At 46.2% G+C, this 14,606-nt stretch carries 16 protein-coding genes; 8 read left to right on the top strand and 8 right to left on the bottom strand.

Going from position 1 to position 14,606, the window contains the following annotated elements; genetic code table 11:
* Window positions 1-181 precede the first annotated feature (181 nt).
* Window positions 182-451 (top strand): type II toxin-antitoxin system VapB family antitoxin, encoded by a 270-nt coding sequence (locus QUA23_RS08245; RefSeq protein WP_333075151.1) that lies wholly within the window; start codon window positions 182-184, stop codon window positions 449-451.
* The gene (locus QUA23_RS08240; RefSeq protein ID WP_333075149.1) at window positions 448-867 is read left to right on the top strand and encodes a type II toxin-antitoxin system VapC family toxin; all 420 of its coding nucleotides are present in this window, start codon (window positions 448-450) and stop codon (window positions 865-867) included. Before QUA23_RS08245 ends, QUA23_RS08240 begins: the two co-directional genes overlap by 4 nt.
* 11 nt (window positions 868-878) lie before the next feature.
* Here the strand turns inward: QUA23_RS08240 and QUA23_RS08235 are convergent, their stop codons facing one another.
* Window positions 879-1,199, bottom strand: coding sequence for a DUF433 domain-containing protein (locus QUA23_RS08235; protein WP_333075148.1), 321 nt, complete (start codon window positions 1,197-1,199; stop codon window positions 879-881).
* A 37-nt stretch (window positions 1,200-1,236) separates the two neighbouring features.
* Window positions 1,237-1,392: a hypothetical protein gene (locus tag QUA23_RS08230; RefSeq protein WP_333075147.1), complete on the bottom strand. Its 156-nt coding sequence runs from the start codon at window positions 1,390-1,392 to the stop codon at window positions 1,237-1,239.
* 193 nt (window positions 1,393-1,585) lie between these two features.
* Between QUA23_RS08230 and QUA23_RS08225 the strand changes: the two genes are divergently transcribed.
* Complete coding sequence (locus QUA23_RS08225) at window positions 1,586-2,470, top strand: aspartoacylase (RefSeq protein WP_333075146.1); 885 nt, start codon at window positions 1,586-1,588, stop codon at window positions 2,468-2,470.
* Between the two features lie 11 nt (window positions 2,471-2,481).
* Here the strand turns inward: QUA23_RS08225 and QUA23_RS08220 are convergent, their stop codons facing one another.
* On the bottom strand, window positions 2,482-3,183 hold the full coding sequence (locus QUA23_RS08220; RefSeq protein WP_333075145.1) for a phosphatase PAP2 family protein: 702 nt from the start codon (window positions 3,181-3,183) through the stop codon (window positions 2,482-2,484).
* 160 nt (window positions 3,184-3,343) lie between these two features.
* On the opposite strand from QUA23_RS08220, the gene QUA23_RS08215 reads away from it, so the two are divergent.
* Both QUA23_RS08215 and QUA23_RS08210 read left to right on the top strand, forming a co-directional pair.
* Complete coding sequence (locus QUA23_RS08215; RefSeq protein WP_333075144.1) at window positions 3,344-4,423, top strand: M23 family metallopeptidase; 1,080 nt, start codon at window positions 3,344-3,346, stop codon at window positions 4,421-4,423.
* 141 nt (window positions 4,424-4,564) lie between these two features.
* Window positions 4,565-5,146, top strand: a complete 582-nt coding sequence (locus tag QUA23_RS08210; RefSeq protein WP_333075143.1) for a hypothetical protein — start codon at window positions 4,565-4,567, stop codon at window positions 5,144-5,146.
* Window positions 5,147-5,308: 162 nt separating this feature from the next.
* On the opposite strand, the gene QUA23_RS08205 is transcribed toward QUA23_RS08210, so the two are convergent.
* A complete protein-coding gene (locus QUA23_RS08205; protein ID WP_190662685.1) occupies window positions 5,309-5,542 on the bottom strand; it encodes a hypothetical protein in 234 nt (77 codons plus the stop codon).
* A gap of 193 nt (window positions 5,543-5,735) precedes the next feature.
* On the opposite strand from QUA23_RS08205, the gene QUA23_RS08200 reads away from it, so the two are divergent.
* Window positions 5,736-7,877, top strand: a complete 2,142-nt coding sequence (locus tag QUA23_RS08200) for a flavin-dependent dehydrogenase (protein ID WP_333075142.1) — start codon at window positions 5,736-5,738, stop codon at window positions 7,875-7,877.
* A gap of 45 nt (window positions 7,878-7,922) precedes the next feature.
* On the opposite strand, the gene QUA23_RS08195 is transcribed toward QUA23_RS08200, so the two are convergent.
* The 3 genes from QUA23_RS08195 to QUA23_RS08185 form a co-directional block, all read right to left on the bottom strand.
* Window positions 7,923-9,254, bottom strand: coding sequence for a hypothetical protein (locus tag QUA23_RS08195; protein WP_333075141.1), 1,332 nt, complete (start codon window positions 9,252-9,254; stop codon window positions 7,923-7,925).
* A 274-nt stretch (window positions 9,255-9,528) separates the two neighbouring features.
* Window positions 9,529-10,191, bottom strand: coding sequence for a (2Fe-2S) ferredoxin domain-containing protein (locus tag QUA23_RS08190; protein ID WP_333075139.1), 663 nt, complete (start codon window positions 10,189-10,191; stop codon window positions 9,529-9,531).
* A gap of 73 nt (window positions 10,192-10,264) precedes the next feature.
* Window positions 10,265-10,510 (bottom strand): Asr1405/Asl0597 family protein, encoded by a 246-nt coding sequence (locus QUA23_RS08185; protein WP_333075137.1) that lies wholly within the window; start codon window positions 10,508-10,510, stop codon window positions 10,265-10,267.
* A gap of 355 nt (window positions 10,511-10,865) precedes the next feature.
* Here QUA23_RS08185 and QUA23_RS08180 point away from each other — a divergent pair, with 355 nt between their 5' ends.
* Window positions 10,866-11,408, top strand: a complete 543-nt coding sequence (locus QUA23_RS08180; protein ID WP_333075136.1) for a Dps family protein — start codon at window positions 10,866-10,868, stop codon at window positions 11,406-11,408.
* Window positions 11,409-11,532: 124 nt separating this feature from the next.
* On the opposite strand, the gene chlP is transcribed toward QUA23_RS08180, so the two are convergent.
* Complete coding sequence (gene chlP / locus QUA23_RS08175; RefSeq protein ID WP_242723505.1) at window positions 11,533-12,753, bottom strand: geranylgeranyl reductase; 1,221 nt, start codon at window positions 12,751-12,753, stop codon at window positions 11,533-11,535.
* 452 nt (window positions 12,754-13,205) lie between these two features.
* On the opposite strand from chlP, the gene QUA23_RS08170 reads away from it, so the two are divergent.
* Window positions 13,206-13,598 (top strand): hypothetical protein, encoded by a 393-nt coding sequence (locus tag QUA23_RS08170; protein WP_333075135.1) that lies wholly within the window; start codon window positions 13,206-13,208, stop codon window positions 13,596-13,598.
* The last annotated feature ends 1,008 nt before the right edge of the window (window positions 13,599-14,606 follow it).

Here is a 14,606-nt window from a genome sequence, read left to right as displayed (position 1 = left end):
CGGTAGGATTCATTTTATTGTGACAGGAATTTTCGCTTGGTGGGGAGTTTCCCGCGCGTCACAATCAAAGAAACCGGTTTTTTTTTTGTTTCTACACTGTCATGCGTCTTCTGGGCAAAAACCCGGTTTCTGAGCGAGGCATCACAACTATAATAAAATAACCGTTAAAAGAGGAAAGCCAATGGTGACGAGCCTGAATGTGGATACGGCACTGCTGCAAGAGGCGATCGAACTTGAGGGAGAAATTGAGTTCGAGACTCTAGTTGAAATCGCCTTGCGCGAATACATTCAACGCCGCAAACAGCCACAGAATCTCGAACTTAGCTTTGGAGAATCTCTCGGTGCATTTCGTGAAAAATATCAACTGCAAGAACTCGGTTTAAATCCTGATGAAATTTGGGGAGAAGTTCGCGATCGAACTTTTGCAGGACGCGAGGTCATCTTTGAATGACGCTGCGTTATTTACTCGATACCAACATTATCTCCGAACCTCTTCGTCCTGTTCCGAATGCGAATGTGATGACTAAACTAATTGAGGCAAAATCCACAGTGGCGATCGCCTCTATCGTTTGGCATGAAGTTCTGCTGGGCTGTTATCGAATGCCAGATTCTAAGCGTCGCAGTGCGATCGAAGCTTATCTTCAGGAAGAAGTGAAAGTAAAATTACCGATTTTGCCCTACACCCAAGAAGCCGCTGAGTGGTTCGCTAAAGAACGAGCAAGACTCATCCCCCTCGGGCTTACACCGTCTTATGCTGATGGGCAAATTGCAGCGATCGCTAAAGTCAATAATCTGATTCTGGTGACACGAAATGTTGCTGATTATGCAAACTTTCAAGACTTGGCCATCGAAAACTGGTTTTCTTAAACTTAATCCATTTAATCATCTGTCTGATGAGAAACAATAATGCGATCGATTTCTTCGCGGTGGCGATCGTAATAACGCCAAGCATTCTCTAAATCGCGATCCGACAAACCTGGATAATTCCGAAGTAACTCAGCCTCATGGGCCCCCTGTTGGTGAAGCGAAACCAGTGTCCAAACAGGAATGCGCGTGTTGCGAATTCGGGCATTTCCTCCACAGACTCCAGGCGTACTCTGAATCGCCCTAGCCGAGAGTTTTTCTTGAAACAGCAAACTCTCTTCAGGTGTCAGCGACTCAATGACTTGAATTAAGGAGTCAACCAACTGAATGTTCATAGCTGGTAATTTACGGAATATATAATAGTACGATCGCTCAAACTATCATAGCAAAATTCCCCAACACCAACCTCTCAAGCGGAGCGCACTTGCCAATCTGTGGTGGCAATTCCTCGAACCCTGCCAAATCCAATTCTGTCTGGCCCTCATCCGCAGCTTTGTCGATAAACTGCAACAACTCCTCTGGCGTCATATTTTTTATCTCTCGGTAGTCTTCATTTTATTGTGACAGGATGAGATAAACTGGGTTTCCAAGCTCTGCGTGTGATACCTACTTACTTAAACTTTAGCTAATCTAAATATAAACACTTAATAAACCTCAATCTGATGTTTTTTACCAACAGATGACAAAGAATGATAAGCTGGGGATAGGAAGTTATTTGTCTATGAACCAAATTAAACGTGTTGCCATAGTGGGAGGAACCCACGGAAACGAACTCACAGGAATTTACCTTGTGAAGAAATTTGCTCGCGCGCCAGAGTTAATTCGGCGATCGACTTTTGAAACTATGACTTTGCTAGCCAATCCCAAAGCTTGCGAAATCGGGACACGCTACATCGATATCGACCTCAACCGCTGCTTTAGAAAGCAAGATTTAGAAAATCCCCATCTCTCCAGCCATGAAGCGCAGCGGGCGAAAGAAATCTACCGCATTTTTAGTTCAAAAAACACTCATCTGCCAAACTTAATTATCGATTTGCACAGCACCACGTCCAACATGGGGCTAACTTTTATTCTTGCCAGCCATCATCCATTTAACCTGCAAATAGCAGCTTATTTAACCTCTGTCTATCCCCACCTCAAGGTACTCGCTTCTACAACCAAGAATCATGATAGTCCTTTGCTGCGATCGCTTTCCGAATTAGGCGGTACCCTGGAAGTTGGTGCAGTTCCGCAAGGCGTCTTGGATGCGTCTTTATTTCAGCAAACTGAGCAAGTTGTGTGCCGAATTTTAGACTGCGTAGAAGCCTACAATCAAGGCACAATGCCTGCTGCAAAAAATCCCCTGACTATTTATCACACCATTGGGGCGATCGACTATCCCAGAAACGAGAACAGAGAAATTCAGGCAATGATTCATCCTCATCTGCAATTCAGAGATTATGAAGCCCTAAATCCCGGCGATCCGATGTTTTTGACCTTTGATGGTGAGTCGGTATTGTATGAGGGTAAATCCACGGTTTATCCCATTTTCATTAACGAGGCTGCTTACTACGAAAAAGGAATTGCCATGTGTTTTACTCAAAAACAAATAGTCAGTCTTGACTAGAAATTTAAAAATTATTCTTGAGAATTCTCAGGTGACAAAAACTCCTCTTTAGAAGCCGTAGTCAAAGAACGCAATTCTTTCCATATTTCCAAAGTGATGATACAGGTAATCAGCCACACCAAACCAGCCGTATAACCAGCAATAACATCGGTAGGCCAGTGAACTCCTAGGTAAAGCCGACTCAAACCAATAGCAGCAATTAATACCACTGTCAAGCTGTAAATCGACCAGCGCTGCTTGGGAAAGCGTTCACCCAAGAAATATCCTAGCAAACCGTAAATAACCATTGAAATCATCGCGTGTCCGCTAGGAAAACTGTAAAAGCGAACGTCAACAACGCGCTCCCAAAGTTGAGGTCGAGCGCGGGCAAAAAGTTTTTTTAACAGTAAATTTAAACCGATCGCTCCCCCAGCCGCGAGCGCAATAGTTGCACCTTCCGAGCGGTGATTGCGCGCTAGCAAAACAATACCCAAAATCAGACAAATCACTAGCAGCAACTTCGGTTCGCCCAAAAAGGTAAAGCCCAGCATTATTTGATCGCGTAGCGGAGTGTGCAATTGCCTCAGAGCTAGTAAAATAGAGGTATCGAAAGCGTAACTTTCTTTTTCCAACACCTCTTCGGCAATGGTGGCAAATCCCCACATCGCCAAAGCAGCAACAGCAAGCCCGGCCAGCCGAATTATCGAAATTAGCGATCCAATTTTAGAACCCATTCTTGAATTAATTAAAATTTTAAAATTTCCAACTCAAAATAATACCACAACTATCGGAAACGAAAACGCCTTACCAATCGTCTAGATTCTTGAGCAACTATATTCTGAATGATTAATTGATTTTTCACTACCCACCTCAGCTTTTACATCCAATCGGCGAATGACTATACTCTCCACAAAATACATTTCTGCAATTTTGTTGACCTTGGGGTTGACAAGTCTTTCTAGCTGTGATAACCAAACAGGAGTCAATGCGCCGATCGCCGAAGCCCACACGATCGCCCAGCGTCTCGTTTCGACCGCAGTCGCCCAAAAGCCGAACAACCCGCAATTCGGTCAGCCCATCGACTGTACCCTAGGAAAAGACTGTTTTGTATTGCTGTATTTCGATCGAGAACCCGGCCCCACCGCCGTCGATTTTGGCTGCGGGCGCCAAACCTACGACGGCCACGACGGCACAGACTTTGCCATTCCCGACGCCAAAGCAATGGCAAAAGGAGTGCCAGTTATTGCCTCAGCAGCAGGCAAAGTTTTGCGAGCACGAGATGGTGTGGTCGATCGGCGTTTACAAAATGATACAGACAAAGCCAGCATCGCAGGCACAGAATGCGGCAACGGCATGGTAATCGACCACGGCGGTGGTTGGGAAGCCCAATACTGCCACCTCCGCAAAGGCAGCGTTGCCGTCAAACCGGGTACGCAGGTACAAAAAGGCACAGTTTTGGGCATGGTGGGAAACTCTGGGATGGCATCTTTCCCCCACGTACACGTAACTTTTCGCTATCAAGGCAAACCCGTAGATCCGTTTGTCGGGCCCGACGCGAAGGTAGGCTGCAACATCGCCCGCAATCCTATTTGGGACAAGCCTCTAGACTATATTTCCACAGGTTTAATTCGGGCCGGTTTTGCCAATAAGCCACCCGATATTAACGCTCTCTGGGAAGGACAATTTTCCGAGACTCAACTCCCTGCAAACAGTCCAGCTTTGTTGTTTTGGGTGCAAAGTTACGGAGTTCTCAAGGGCGATCGGGAACAATACAAATTATTTGCACCCAACGGCACAACCATCGCTGACCAGACGAATGAAATTAAAGCCCCTAGCCGCACTTGGTTGGGTTATGTCGGCAAAAGAAACAGTACGAATTCTCCTCTGACTCCGGGAGTTTGGCGGGCCGAATACCGGTTGAGGCGGGGCGATCGAGTTTTGGCAGAAGTCAAGCGAGAAGTTGAATTGCGTTAGTCGCCAAGTTACTCATACCAGATTCCTTTGAAAACGAGCATCAAATATGTTAAAATAACAACAATATTTTTTCATTTTTGAGTGTCAAGTTTTCCTTGCCTCGTAATAAAAGTGTCATACAGCCAATTCACAAACCTAGAAATGATTGAAACCAACTTTGGCATAACCATTGCTGACAAAGTTGGTATTTTTGCCGATTTACCTGACGCCGAGTATAGCGATCTTCTCAGCCAAACTCTGCAAGAAAACATTTCTTTGGCTTTAGCAATTAATACCGAAAAAGCTCGCTCAGAATTAATTGTCACACCTATTTTAGTAGAACTTAGGAAGCAGTTTAAGTATCAAATTAGCTTTTTTTCAGGAAAAGAGTTTAATGTAGATTTAGAAAAAGGATTAACGGGTTTCTGTGATTTTATGATTAGTCGTTCTCCCGAACAACTGCTAATCAAAGCCCCCGTGGTCGCCTTAGTAGAAGCTAAAAATGATAATATCCAAGCTGGGCTTCCACAATGTATGGCAGAAATGATTGCCGCTCAAATATTTAATGAAAGAAAAAACAATAATATTTCCGAAATATATGGAGCGGTCACAACAGGGACAAATTGGAAATTTTTACGGCTTAATAATCAAATTATGGAAGTTGATTTAAATGATTATTTTATTGATAATATTAGTAAAATTATTGGCATCTTAAAATATTTAATCGAGGCAGCTAACCTATGAAACTGGGAGCCAATTTATGAAATTTGCTCAATATTGATAAATTTAACAATGACTTAACCATAATTTTTACAAGATCACAAATTCTCCGGGACAATCTAGCTTTCATCAGCTTGTTGTCGTCGGCTCGATCACGTTGGGAAGAATGCTTTGGATGTGGAAAATTTAGGGCAAATTGTTCCAAGCTTGAGCCACAATGTCGCTCAGCCATAGCCTCTGAGCAAAATCGAGCAGATTGTCGTCGGCGAGTACCTCAGCCTTTAATTCATCCAAAGACTGAGATCGCGATCGAGCTATTTGAATCACACCCGCGATCGCCGACGCCACCAATTCTTCATTCAGCGGCTGCTGTCGCAAAGCAATCATTTCTTGAGGATTCGTAGGAATGGGATAATTCATAGAAGTGCATACCGAAAGGAGTAGATATTCAGCCACTGCGGGCCAACCGAGAGCAAGAGCGATCGAAAACCTAAAAATCTGAGAACATTGTAAACTTATTTAAAACTAAATAAGTATTCGGGAGTATAGCCTACTTTGCTCCCTTGTCAACTCCCCCATCTTTATTAATTTATTCAGAATTGAGAGCCTAATCATGCAAGAAATTCTTTATCTAGAAGTCCCGACACCGGATACAGCAGCCGTCTGCACTTGGTTGCAGCACGAATTCGATCCCGGAATCGGAGAAAAAATTATTACTGCTGACGGCTTTCGACTGCTTTCACCAGCCACAACAGCCGAGGTTCTCAAGTCTGGAACTCAACATGCCAATCCCAAACCCCCCTTCGCTAACACCACTTCAGGAAACCAAAATTGGCGCTCGACAGAACTTTCCACCTTTGTCTGGTCACTGCAGCGCACCACTTATTTAAAAGTCTTTCGTCTAGAAGAGGCGCCTGCGGGAGAAAAAAAGTTCCTGGAAGCTCTGAATCTTGCTGTGAGAAACAAGTTTCCCGATCGCTACCGGGAACCCCCTGTCATAGACCTCTCCAAACAGTCAATTTTTGAGGCTCTTGCCCCCTATTACCCCCTCACTGTTAAATACTTCCAAAAAATGCCTCAAGGCGAATACGACCTCAAGCGGGTCTACTGGTGGGAACAGCGTTGGCGCGAAGGCACTCGCAATCCTCAAAAGCCAAAACAAGTAGTATTTTTGAAGGAAGAGGGAACAGGGAAAAAGCAAGAAGGAAGAGGGAAGAAGCAAGAAGGTACAATTTCGGTGTCTGATTCTGGCGATACTTTTTATGACTTAATTTATATTGGCGGGGCCTTGGGAGTGATTCACGCCGCAGTCATGGCGAGATTGGGCTACCGGGTGCTGCTAGTTGAACGAATGCCTTTCGGGCGAATGAATCGCGAGTGGAATATTTCGCGGGACGAAATTCAAAGCTTAATTGATTTGGGTTTATTTACTGCTCCAGAAATAGAAACTTTGATTGCCAGAGAATACAAAGATGGCTACAACAAGTTTTTTGATGCTAACAATCCGCCCGTGGCTCAAGCGCCAGTTCTGCACACACCAAAGGTACTCAATGTAGCTTTGGACGGGGAGAAATTGCTGAATTTAGCGGGAGTTAAGCTAACAGAAGCTGGTGGAGAAATCTGGGACGAAACTGACTTTCTTAGAGCCGATGTTGAAGCAGAAAAAGTAGTAGTTCAAGGCCGCCACTTGCCGACCAAAGCCGATCGCACTGCATTAGGACGGCTGTTGGTGGATGCAATGGGTTCGGCTTCTCCGATCGCTTGGCAATTGAACGAAGGGCGGACTTTTGACAGCGTTTGTCCGACAGTGGGAGCAGTCATCGACGCAGGATTTGAGCCGGGAGTGTGGGATTCCGAGTACGGGGATGTGCTCTACACTCACGGGGACATTTCCCGCGGGCGCCAGCTCATCTGGGAGTTGTTTCCCGGCGCCGGCACAGAACTGACAGTTTATCTATTTCACTACCACCAAGTACATCCAGACAATCCCGGTTCTTTGCTGGAAATGTACGAGGATTTTTTCGCAATTTTGCCGGAATACCGCCGCTGCGATGTCGATAAATTGGTGTGGAAAAAACCGACCTTTGGTTATATTCCGGGGCATTTTAGCAGCAACAGCAGCGATCGCTCCGTGGCGATCGATCGCCTAATCTCGATCGGCGACGCAGCATCTCTGCAATCTCCCCTCGTTTTCACCGGCTTCGGCTCCCTCGTCCGCAATCTTTTCCGCTTAACAGACCTTTTGGATACAGCTTTAAAACACAATTTGTTGACGGCAAATCACTTAAACCAAATTCGCGCCTACCAGAGCAATGTTTCAGTAACTTGGCTATTTTCTAAAGGCATGATGGTTCCTACCGGGAGCAGTTTGCCACCTCAAAGAATTAATTCAATTCTTAATACCTTTTTCGGTATTTTGGCAGCACAAAAACTCGCCGTAGCCGAAACTTTTATTAAAGACAGAACCGACTGGCTAACTTTCAATCGACTGGCGATCGAAGCAGCCGGAAAAAACCCTTCTCTCCTAATGTGGATTTTAGATTTTGTCACCTTGAGGGATATTTGGCGCTGGCTGGGAAGTTACGTGAATTTTACTCTGCTGGCTTTGGCCAGTTGGCTGTTCGGATGGCTTCCCAGCTTCGCCCGCAGGGTACAGCCTTGGTTGGAACCCCGATATCCGGCTGTTTGGCTGTGGCTGTTGGCTACTAGCTATGCTCTCACCTACGGCATGGGGAAGGGGAGAAAAGAGTGTTGAGTGTTGAGTTTTGAGTTTTAACTCAAAACTAGCAACTTCATTTGGCTATCGAAAACTCGGCAATTCAATTTCAGCTAGCGATCGGCGTTTTTTAGAAGCCCGCAGCGGACTGGCAATCAAGCTCAGCCAGTCTGGTTGGGCGACTGCTGTAGGTTTTGCCACACTCGATCGCACTTCTTGAATGCCAAAGGTTTCAACCGAGTTCAAAATTTGAAAAGCCCTGGCCAATTCTTGGGCGTCCACTTTGGTAGCAGTTTCGGGTTCAGACTCAGCCATCGGCAGTTCAGGTTCCGCAACCGGTTCGGCTAAGTCAGGTGCCGGCTCATCAGGCTGGTAGGTTTCGTTCTCCTGCAATTGAATGGCGGATACTTCGGCTAATTTGTTGAGTTCTAGAGGGGCTGGGGATTCAGGCTCGATCGCCTCGGCAGCAGCGGCTACCTCTGGAACCTCTTCTGGTTCCGACCAAGGTTGGACAGGGGAAGCGTTGAAGGCTGGCGGCACAGGCATCTGAGAGCTTTTGACCGCCGCGAGCAAAGATTCTAATTGTGCGCTGGCGGTGTCCAGACCATTGTCAGGCGGCTCGATCTTCGGCGACTTTACCTGCGGCCTGTCCAAACTTCTTTCCAAGGCAGCTTTGAATTGCAGAGTGTGGCGCTGCTGGCGGTGCAAGCGGGCTCGCAATTCCCTGCAAATATTTTCTGTGGCTACTAACTGCTGTAACTGTTCGTTGTAGCGCTGCACAGTAGACGCACATTCTCGCTCAACAGTTGCTAGCCTGACTTGGCTGGTTGCCAACTGACTTCTTAAATTTTCGACTAAAATTTCTTGACTTTGAAGGGTTTGATGGGAAACTTCCACTTTGCCAAACAGCCGCGTCAATTGTTCTTGAGTATTTTCGAGTTCTGCAGTCCGCTGTTCTAGCAAAGCTTCGCGATTCTGCAAGGTTTTTTGGGACTCTTCAAGAGCTGTTTCTAGCTGGGCGATGCGCTGTAAAAGGTCGCGGTTGCATTCGTGCAGCGCTTGCATGAGGGTGACTGGGGTTGATCCTTTGCCCTTGGCCTGTTCGGCATTCCCAAGCATATTTTTTAGATTGTCTGAAATCGGGGGCGAGCCCGCCTCCGCCGGCTGTGTCGGAGATTGCGAATTTTTTGTTTCCAGTTTTGTGGGAATTGCATCTACGCTGATGGCGTTGGGAAAATCTACTGTTTGCCAGTCTTCTTCTGGCTGTTGGGGAACCGTTGCGGGAGGGTCTGTTGCATCGGGGGCGATCGGCTCAAAACCCCCAGCAGCAGCAAAATCTGACTGCAATGGTTCGGTATCGGATGGAACAGCAGGGTACGGTTGGTGCTGATGGGCTCGAAGATCAGCTTCTGACATGGCTTTTTATCCCAATACTCACAGGGTCTCAGATACAGTCTATCCTTAGATATTCTCCCGAAGGAAGCCCCTAAGTGATAGTTTTTGGCATTTTTCCGGTTTTTTGGGACAATAACCTCTGAATCGATTCGCGCCATCGAACTACAACCCGAACTCAAATTCAGGCGTAAGATGCGCCTATGAGCACCCTACAGACGTGAGTTTTTGGTACCGAGTCCTATCAAAATAATTTTTCCTGATGTCTCACGCACTGTTTCGGTATGCGTGCGATCGCCTAAGCTTTAACAACTGCACAATGTTTGTCAATAATTGCTGGAACTTCTGCCGGTGCAATGCGGCTGTAGCGAGTTTTGTCCGGCATCACAACTATATTTGGGCCCGCTTTACACTGTTTGAGACATCCGGTTCCCTGTACTGTCACTTTGTCTTCTAAACCGCGCGCATTCAAAGCATTTTCTAAAGCTTTACAGACTCCTCCAGCGCCCCGCTTCAGGCAGTCTGATTTTTGACATACTAATATTTTGGTTTGGGTTTTTGCCGGAGCTTTTACAGTTTGAGCCGCAGTGGGAGAGGTGAAGTCGCTTTTGCCGATCGCGCGATCGTCGGATGTCAATACCGCAACAGGCCCATTGGTGGAGTCAAGGTGTTCGTGCGATCGATCGTTGTTACCCTGAGCCAGCTTGAGGCTGCGAGCTTTAAGTTTTATTTTACCGTTTTTCAAATTGAGTTCTTTCTCACCTACAACTTGAACTTTCAACCCGGGCGTCAAAACAGGTGACAGAAATGACCGCAATTCCTTGCAAAGTTTAACAAGATATTCTACTCCGCGATCGCTACTAATTCGCAAATATTTAAGTTTACACCCATCTTCAATAATCAGGCCGAGGATTTCTCCCTCTAAACTGAATTCGGAAACTTGCTTGCCAGATTTATACATTGTTATAACTCCTTTAAATCCGTTACATCCGTTACATTTTGTACGCTGCTCTTTGCCTAACTTCCTGCTTCCTTTAGCCCCTTTGCCAGCAGGATTCCAGCCACTGCACGAGTTCGCCCTTCGGGGCACTGACTTGCCTCAACACGCTCTTTAACTGAGCAGCTTGTTTGACAGTGTTGACTTTTGCCCGCAAAGGTTGGTCAACCGCACACCAGCAGGGAATTTCTAGTTCTTGCAAGCGTTTGTAAACTTGCCACCTATCTAGCCAACTAACTTGCACAATGTCACAAACTTCTAATTCTGGATCTGCTGGATTCATTTTTTAACAACAGTAATAATTTGCATTAATTTTTACCCTGAATGGTAGCGGGTAGAAGTTAAAAGCCAGATTTCAGCAGAACATCAAAGATGATCAAAAGCCCTTCCTGAAAAATTCTGCCTTTTGCCCTCTGCCTTCTGACTTCAGAAGGTTCGCCCCACTTTCAGGAAGCGTTTAGAACGAGGATCTTGTTCAAGCATAACCCAACTGCTAATAATTCTCAATAGGTTTACAAAAAAGTTTTCCTACTCTATAAAATCTTCTACTATCGAGGCAGACGCTGCTTGACTGGTAAATTTACAGTGCTAGACTGACTCTATTGGCAACAAAACTGCCTATTGAGAGGAGAACACACATGGCTGAGACTCAGAGTGCATTGAGACCATTTGGCCACATAGCCGAAAACCCAGTTCTACTGGAACATTCAGTCACAGCACCGATTTGTGAAGGGATGAACGCGCTGCTGGCCAGTTTTCAGGCTCTATACCTGCAATATCAAAAACATCATTTTGTCGTGGAAGGGGCAGAATTTTACTCCTTGCACAAATTCTTTGAAGAAAGCTACGGAGAAGCTCAAGATAGCGTCCACGAGTTGGGCGAACGGTTAAACGGGTTGGGCGGCATACCGGCAGCTAGCTTTAGCAAGTTAGCCGAGCTGTGCTGTTTTGATCCGGAAGCCGACGGCGTATATTCCTGCCGCCAAATGCTAGAACACGATTTGACGGCGGAACAAGCTATTATAGGTTTGCTGCGCCGTCAAGCAGGACAAGCAGAAAGTTTGGGCGATCGAGCTACCCGCTACCTCTACGAAAAAATCCTGCTAAAAACAGAAGAGCGAGCTTATCACATTTCCCACTTCCTCGCCCCCGATACCTTAGTGCAGTTGAACTTGAACTAACAATTCTTCTTCTTCCTCTTCCTTCGCGCCTTCGGGGTTCGTTATCTTAGATCAAACAAAAAAAAGCGAGCAGTTTTGTGACTGCCCGCTTTTTTTATACAAAGTGCGTTTGATCCGCAGGGAATTAAGGCGCTAAAGCATTGCCGCGCAACAAGCTACCAATGGTTTTGGCGGTAATCTTCATCTGGATGAAAGGATTGGCCGGTACTACCGTCTTATACAAGTAGCTATCGAATGTGAGTTTCTGCACATCGCGATCGGCACACATTTCCACAAAAGCTTCGCGAGTAGCGTCGGAACGGTAAAACACGCGCTGCAAAATGTCGAGAACTTTGTAAGTAATGCCGTAGGCTTTATCCCACCGCTTCAAGTAAATCTTAATTTCCTCTTCAGTCGGAATGCGCGCGCCTTTATTGGAAATCTCCACAATAGTTTCGGCGCACATCCGGCCAGACTTGGCGGCAAAATAGATACCTTCGCCAGAAGACTTGGTAACGTAACCTGCGGCGTCACCTACGAGAGCAACTCGGCCGACAACCCGGCGGGGACGCGGATGTTCGGGGATGGGGTGAGCTTCCACTTTAATAATCTCACCGCCCATCAGTTTTTTGGCAGCGCGGGCGCGGACTCCTGCTTGCAGCTTTTTGATGCTGGCTTGATTGACTTTCATCGTGCCGGTACCGACGGCTACGTGGTCGTATTTGGGGAACACCCAAGCGTAGAAGTCGGTAGATACGTCGTCGCCGACGTACATTTCGGCTAAGTCTTCGTAGTAAGCCATTTTATCTTCTGGCAGGCGGATGCGCTCTTGGAAGGCGATCGCATAATTGTAGTCGCCAGCGTCGATCGCCTTTGCTACGCGGGAGTTAGCGCCGTCAGCCCCGATTACCAAATCCACCTTCAGAGTTTTCTGAATTCCCATTGCGCTGCCGTCGGAGTGGTCGGCATAGTGGAGAGTGTAGGGGTCTGTATTGTTGCCGGGAATTTCTAATTTATGAACGGTGCCGTTAATCAGTTTTGCACCCAAGGAAGCGGCCCGATCGCGCATGAAGCCATCAAGCACTTCGCGGCGGCACATACCGATGTATTCATGTGCGTTTTCAATATTGATGTCCACCTCGACGTTGGAGGGGGAGATCATTTTCATTTTTCTGACTTGGCGGTCAATAATACTTTGCGGCAAGTCAAATTCGCTGACCATGCACAGGGGAATCGCCCCACCGCAGGGTTTGGCGTTGTCTAATTTACGCTCGAATAGGTATGTTTCGATGCCTGCTTTTACCAATGTTTCGGCGGCGGAAGAACCCGCAGGGCCTGAACCTACTACTGCAACCCTTAGTGTCAAAGCTTTTCTCTCCAGTTTTTTTCTATAGGCATTACTCAGGTGTGATGGTATCACGGAGTTTGGATGCGGTGGCGTGAAGCAGGGGAGATTTCAATGAAATGAAACAGAGCTTAACAGTTCGATACGAAAATCGGGTTTCGGGCAGTAGGTGCGATCGAAGATCTTAAATCTTTAACGGCAGATGAAGGCGGATGTGCCCTGATGTGCGATCGTCGAACATTTTGCACTATTTTCTAAGAACAGGCTTTCCGGCCTGTTCCACAAAGAATGAATTTTCTGCTTGTGGGCCGTTGCTCCTAGCCCGCCCGGACATGAACAGGCTTTCCGGCCTGCCTGTTCCACAAAGAGTGCATTTGGTTTTTGTGGGCCGTTGCTCCTAGCCCGCCCGGAATAGGTTAGAACCAGTCCAATAAGTTACATTAAAGTTACTTGCACTTATATCTAAAATTCTTATGCTCGGTAATTTTCAACAAAGCAACCTGCGGATTGAGCTTGAAGCTTCCGAAACAGCGATTAGAGACAGCTTGTTGCGTCCAAGTCAATTGCAGCAGTGGCTGTGGCCGCAGCAGTTGTCTAGCGGTTTGCCGGAAGAATTTGCTCAAGGTTTGACCTTTACCAGTTGGCTGGGCCCCGTGGCAGTTCAGCATCACGTTGATATTGCTGAGCACAATTGTCTGCGGCTGTTATTGAGTCAGGGAATTGACGGATTTCACGAGTGGTATTGGGGCGACGGTTGGGTGCAGTCTCGCTTGGAGGGAGTGTCGCTGCTGCCACTGAATTTGGGGCAAACCGCTAGTTTACTGCGACTGCGGGAGTTTGTAGCGGGGAAGGGTAAGCGGAAGTAGATAAATGACTCTCCAAAATCCTGAGAACAAAGTCTGGTAGTCATGCATAGCAAGGAAAAATTCTCAATCTTTTTAGGGTTAAAGAAGCGTTGTATTGATGAATAAAATACCACAAAGCTTCCACATGATTTGAGAGCTTTTTAGATTAGGAAAGGCTCTTTCTTACAACAATAGCGAGATATCCTGTACATCAGGGAGTTCTTGCATCTTTAGAGATCAGAAGTTTTGCCCGTATCTTTCCCGACAGATTTGTGTCGCTGGCGAGGCAAAACTTTTTTATATGCGACCAAAAAATCTGTATAATAGACAGCAAATCGTCTCTCAACTACTGGGACTGAATCTGACAAACCTTTAGCGCGCATTTCAACTAGACTTCCTATATATAGCCATCCTAAATCATTTGTGAATTTCTTACTCCCTCGCCTTAGTAAGGGGAGGGTTGGGTGGGCTGGGGTAAAAAATTTACGACTCATGTAGGATTGCTATAAACCGCTAGAATTACTTTGGCTAAGGCATCTATTGGCAGCTCTTTCCACTGCTTGTTCCTCTTATTGCCTACAAACGACTACATTTGATCGTGTTGGATCGTTAGCTTGCCTTGATTTTTTGACTTTACTCGAACTTTCCGGGGGACTGATGCTAATTGTTGAAAAACACATAGTATTAGAACCAGCGGGGGGACACCCTCGTGACTTTGACAATCGCGACTCAAGATATTTTTTCTAATAAAAGCCGATCTCTCAATTTTTTTGTTTCTTCTGAAATCCTTTGATGTGTGGGGTTTTAAACAAACTGCCTGTGACAATATATAGATTTAAAGTTTTGCTTAGCGCTGGGGGTGGGACAATTTTTAACGATGTTTGGAGAACCGAAACGGGGACAATTCATGGAGTTGAGAATTAACAAGGCTTAGATACGTCGCATTATAACTCCTTACCCTTACTCTGCCAGACCACCTGAAAGCCACTTCGCTGCCGAAAAACTAAGAGTGTGTTATAAAAACATAAT

The sequence above is a fragment of the Microcoleus sp. Pol1C5 genome, assembly GCF_036701115.1.
Taxonomy (GTDB): Bacteria; Cyanobacteriota; Cyanobacteriia; order Cyanobacteriales; family Microcoleaceae; genus Microcoleus.
Note: the sequence above shows the minus strand (reverse complement) of the source record. Positions and strands in the feature narration are given on the sequence as shown.

Bases quoted from the DNA above. Each gene is read 5' to 3' on its own strand.
- QUA23_RS08245 (WP_333075151.1), top strand. From the start codon at position 182: ATGGTGACGAGCCTGAATGTGGATACGGCACTGCTGCAAGAGGCGATC.
- QUA23_RS08240 (WP_333075149.1), top strand. From the start codon at position 448: ATGACGCTGCGTTATTTACTCGATACCAACATTATCTCCGAACCTCTT.
- QUA23_RS08235 (WP_333075148.1), bottom strand. From the start codon at position 1,199: ATGAACATTCAGTTGGTTGACTCCTTAATTCAAGTCATTGAGTCGCTG.
- QUA23_RS08230 (WP_333075147.1), bottom strand. From the start codon at position 1,392: ATGACGCCAGAGGAGTTGTTGCAGTTTATCGACAAAGCTGCGGATGAG.
- QUA23_RS08225 (WP_333075146.1), top strand. From the start codon at position 1,586: ATGAACCAAATTAAACGTGTTGCCATAGTGGGAGGAACCCACGGAAAC.
- QUA23_RS08220 (WP_333075145.1), bottom strand. From the start codon at position 3,183: ATGGGTTCTAAAATTGGATCGCTAATTTCGATAATTCGGCTGGCCGGG.
- QUA23_RS08215 (WP_333075144.1), top strand. From the start codon at position 3,344: ATGACTATACTCTCCACAAAATACATTTCTGCAATTTTGTTGACCTTG.
- QUA23_RS08210 (WP_333075143.1), top strand. From the start codon at position 4,565: ATGATTGAAACCAACTTTGGCATAACCATTGCTGACAAAGTTGGTATT.
- QUA23_RS08205 (WP_190662685.1), bottom strand. From the start codon at position 5,542: ATGAATTATCCCATTCCTACGAATCCTCAAGAAATGATTGCTTTGCGA.
- QUA23_RS08200 (WP_333075142.1), top strand. From the start codon at position 5,736: ATGCAAGAAATTCTTTATCTAGAAGTCCCGACACCGGATACAGCAGCC.
- QUA23_RS08195 (WP_333075141.1), bottom strand. From the start codon at position 9,254: ATGTCAGAAGCTGATCTTCGAGCCCATCAGCACCAACCGTACCCTGCT.
- QUA23_RS08190 (WP_333075139.1), bottom strand. From the start codon at position 10,191: ATGTATAAATCTGGCAAGCAAGTTTCCGAATTCAGTTTAGAGGGAGAA.
- QUA23_RS08185 (WP_333075137.1), bottom strand. From the start codon at position 10,510: ATGAATCCAGCAGATCCAGAATTAGAAGTTTGTGACATTGTGCAAGTT.
- QUA23_RS08180 (WP_333075136.1), top strand. From the start codon at position 10,866: ATGGCTGAGACTCAGAGTGCATTGAGACCATTTGGCCACATAGCCGAA.
- QUA23_RS08170 (WP_333075135.1), top strand. From the start codon at position 13,206: ATGCTCGGTAATTTTCAACAAAGCAACCTGCGGATTGAGCTTGAAGCT.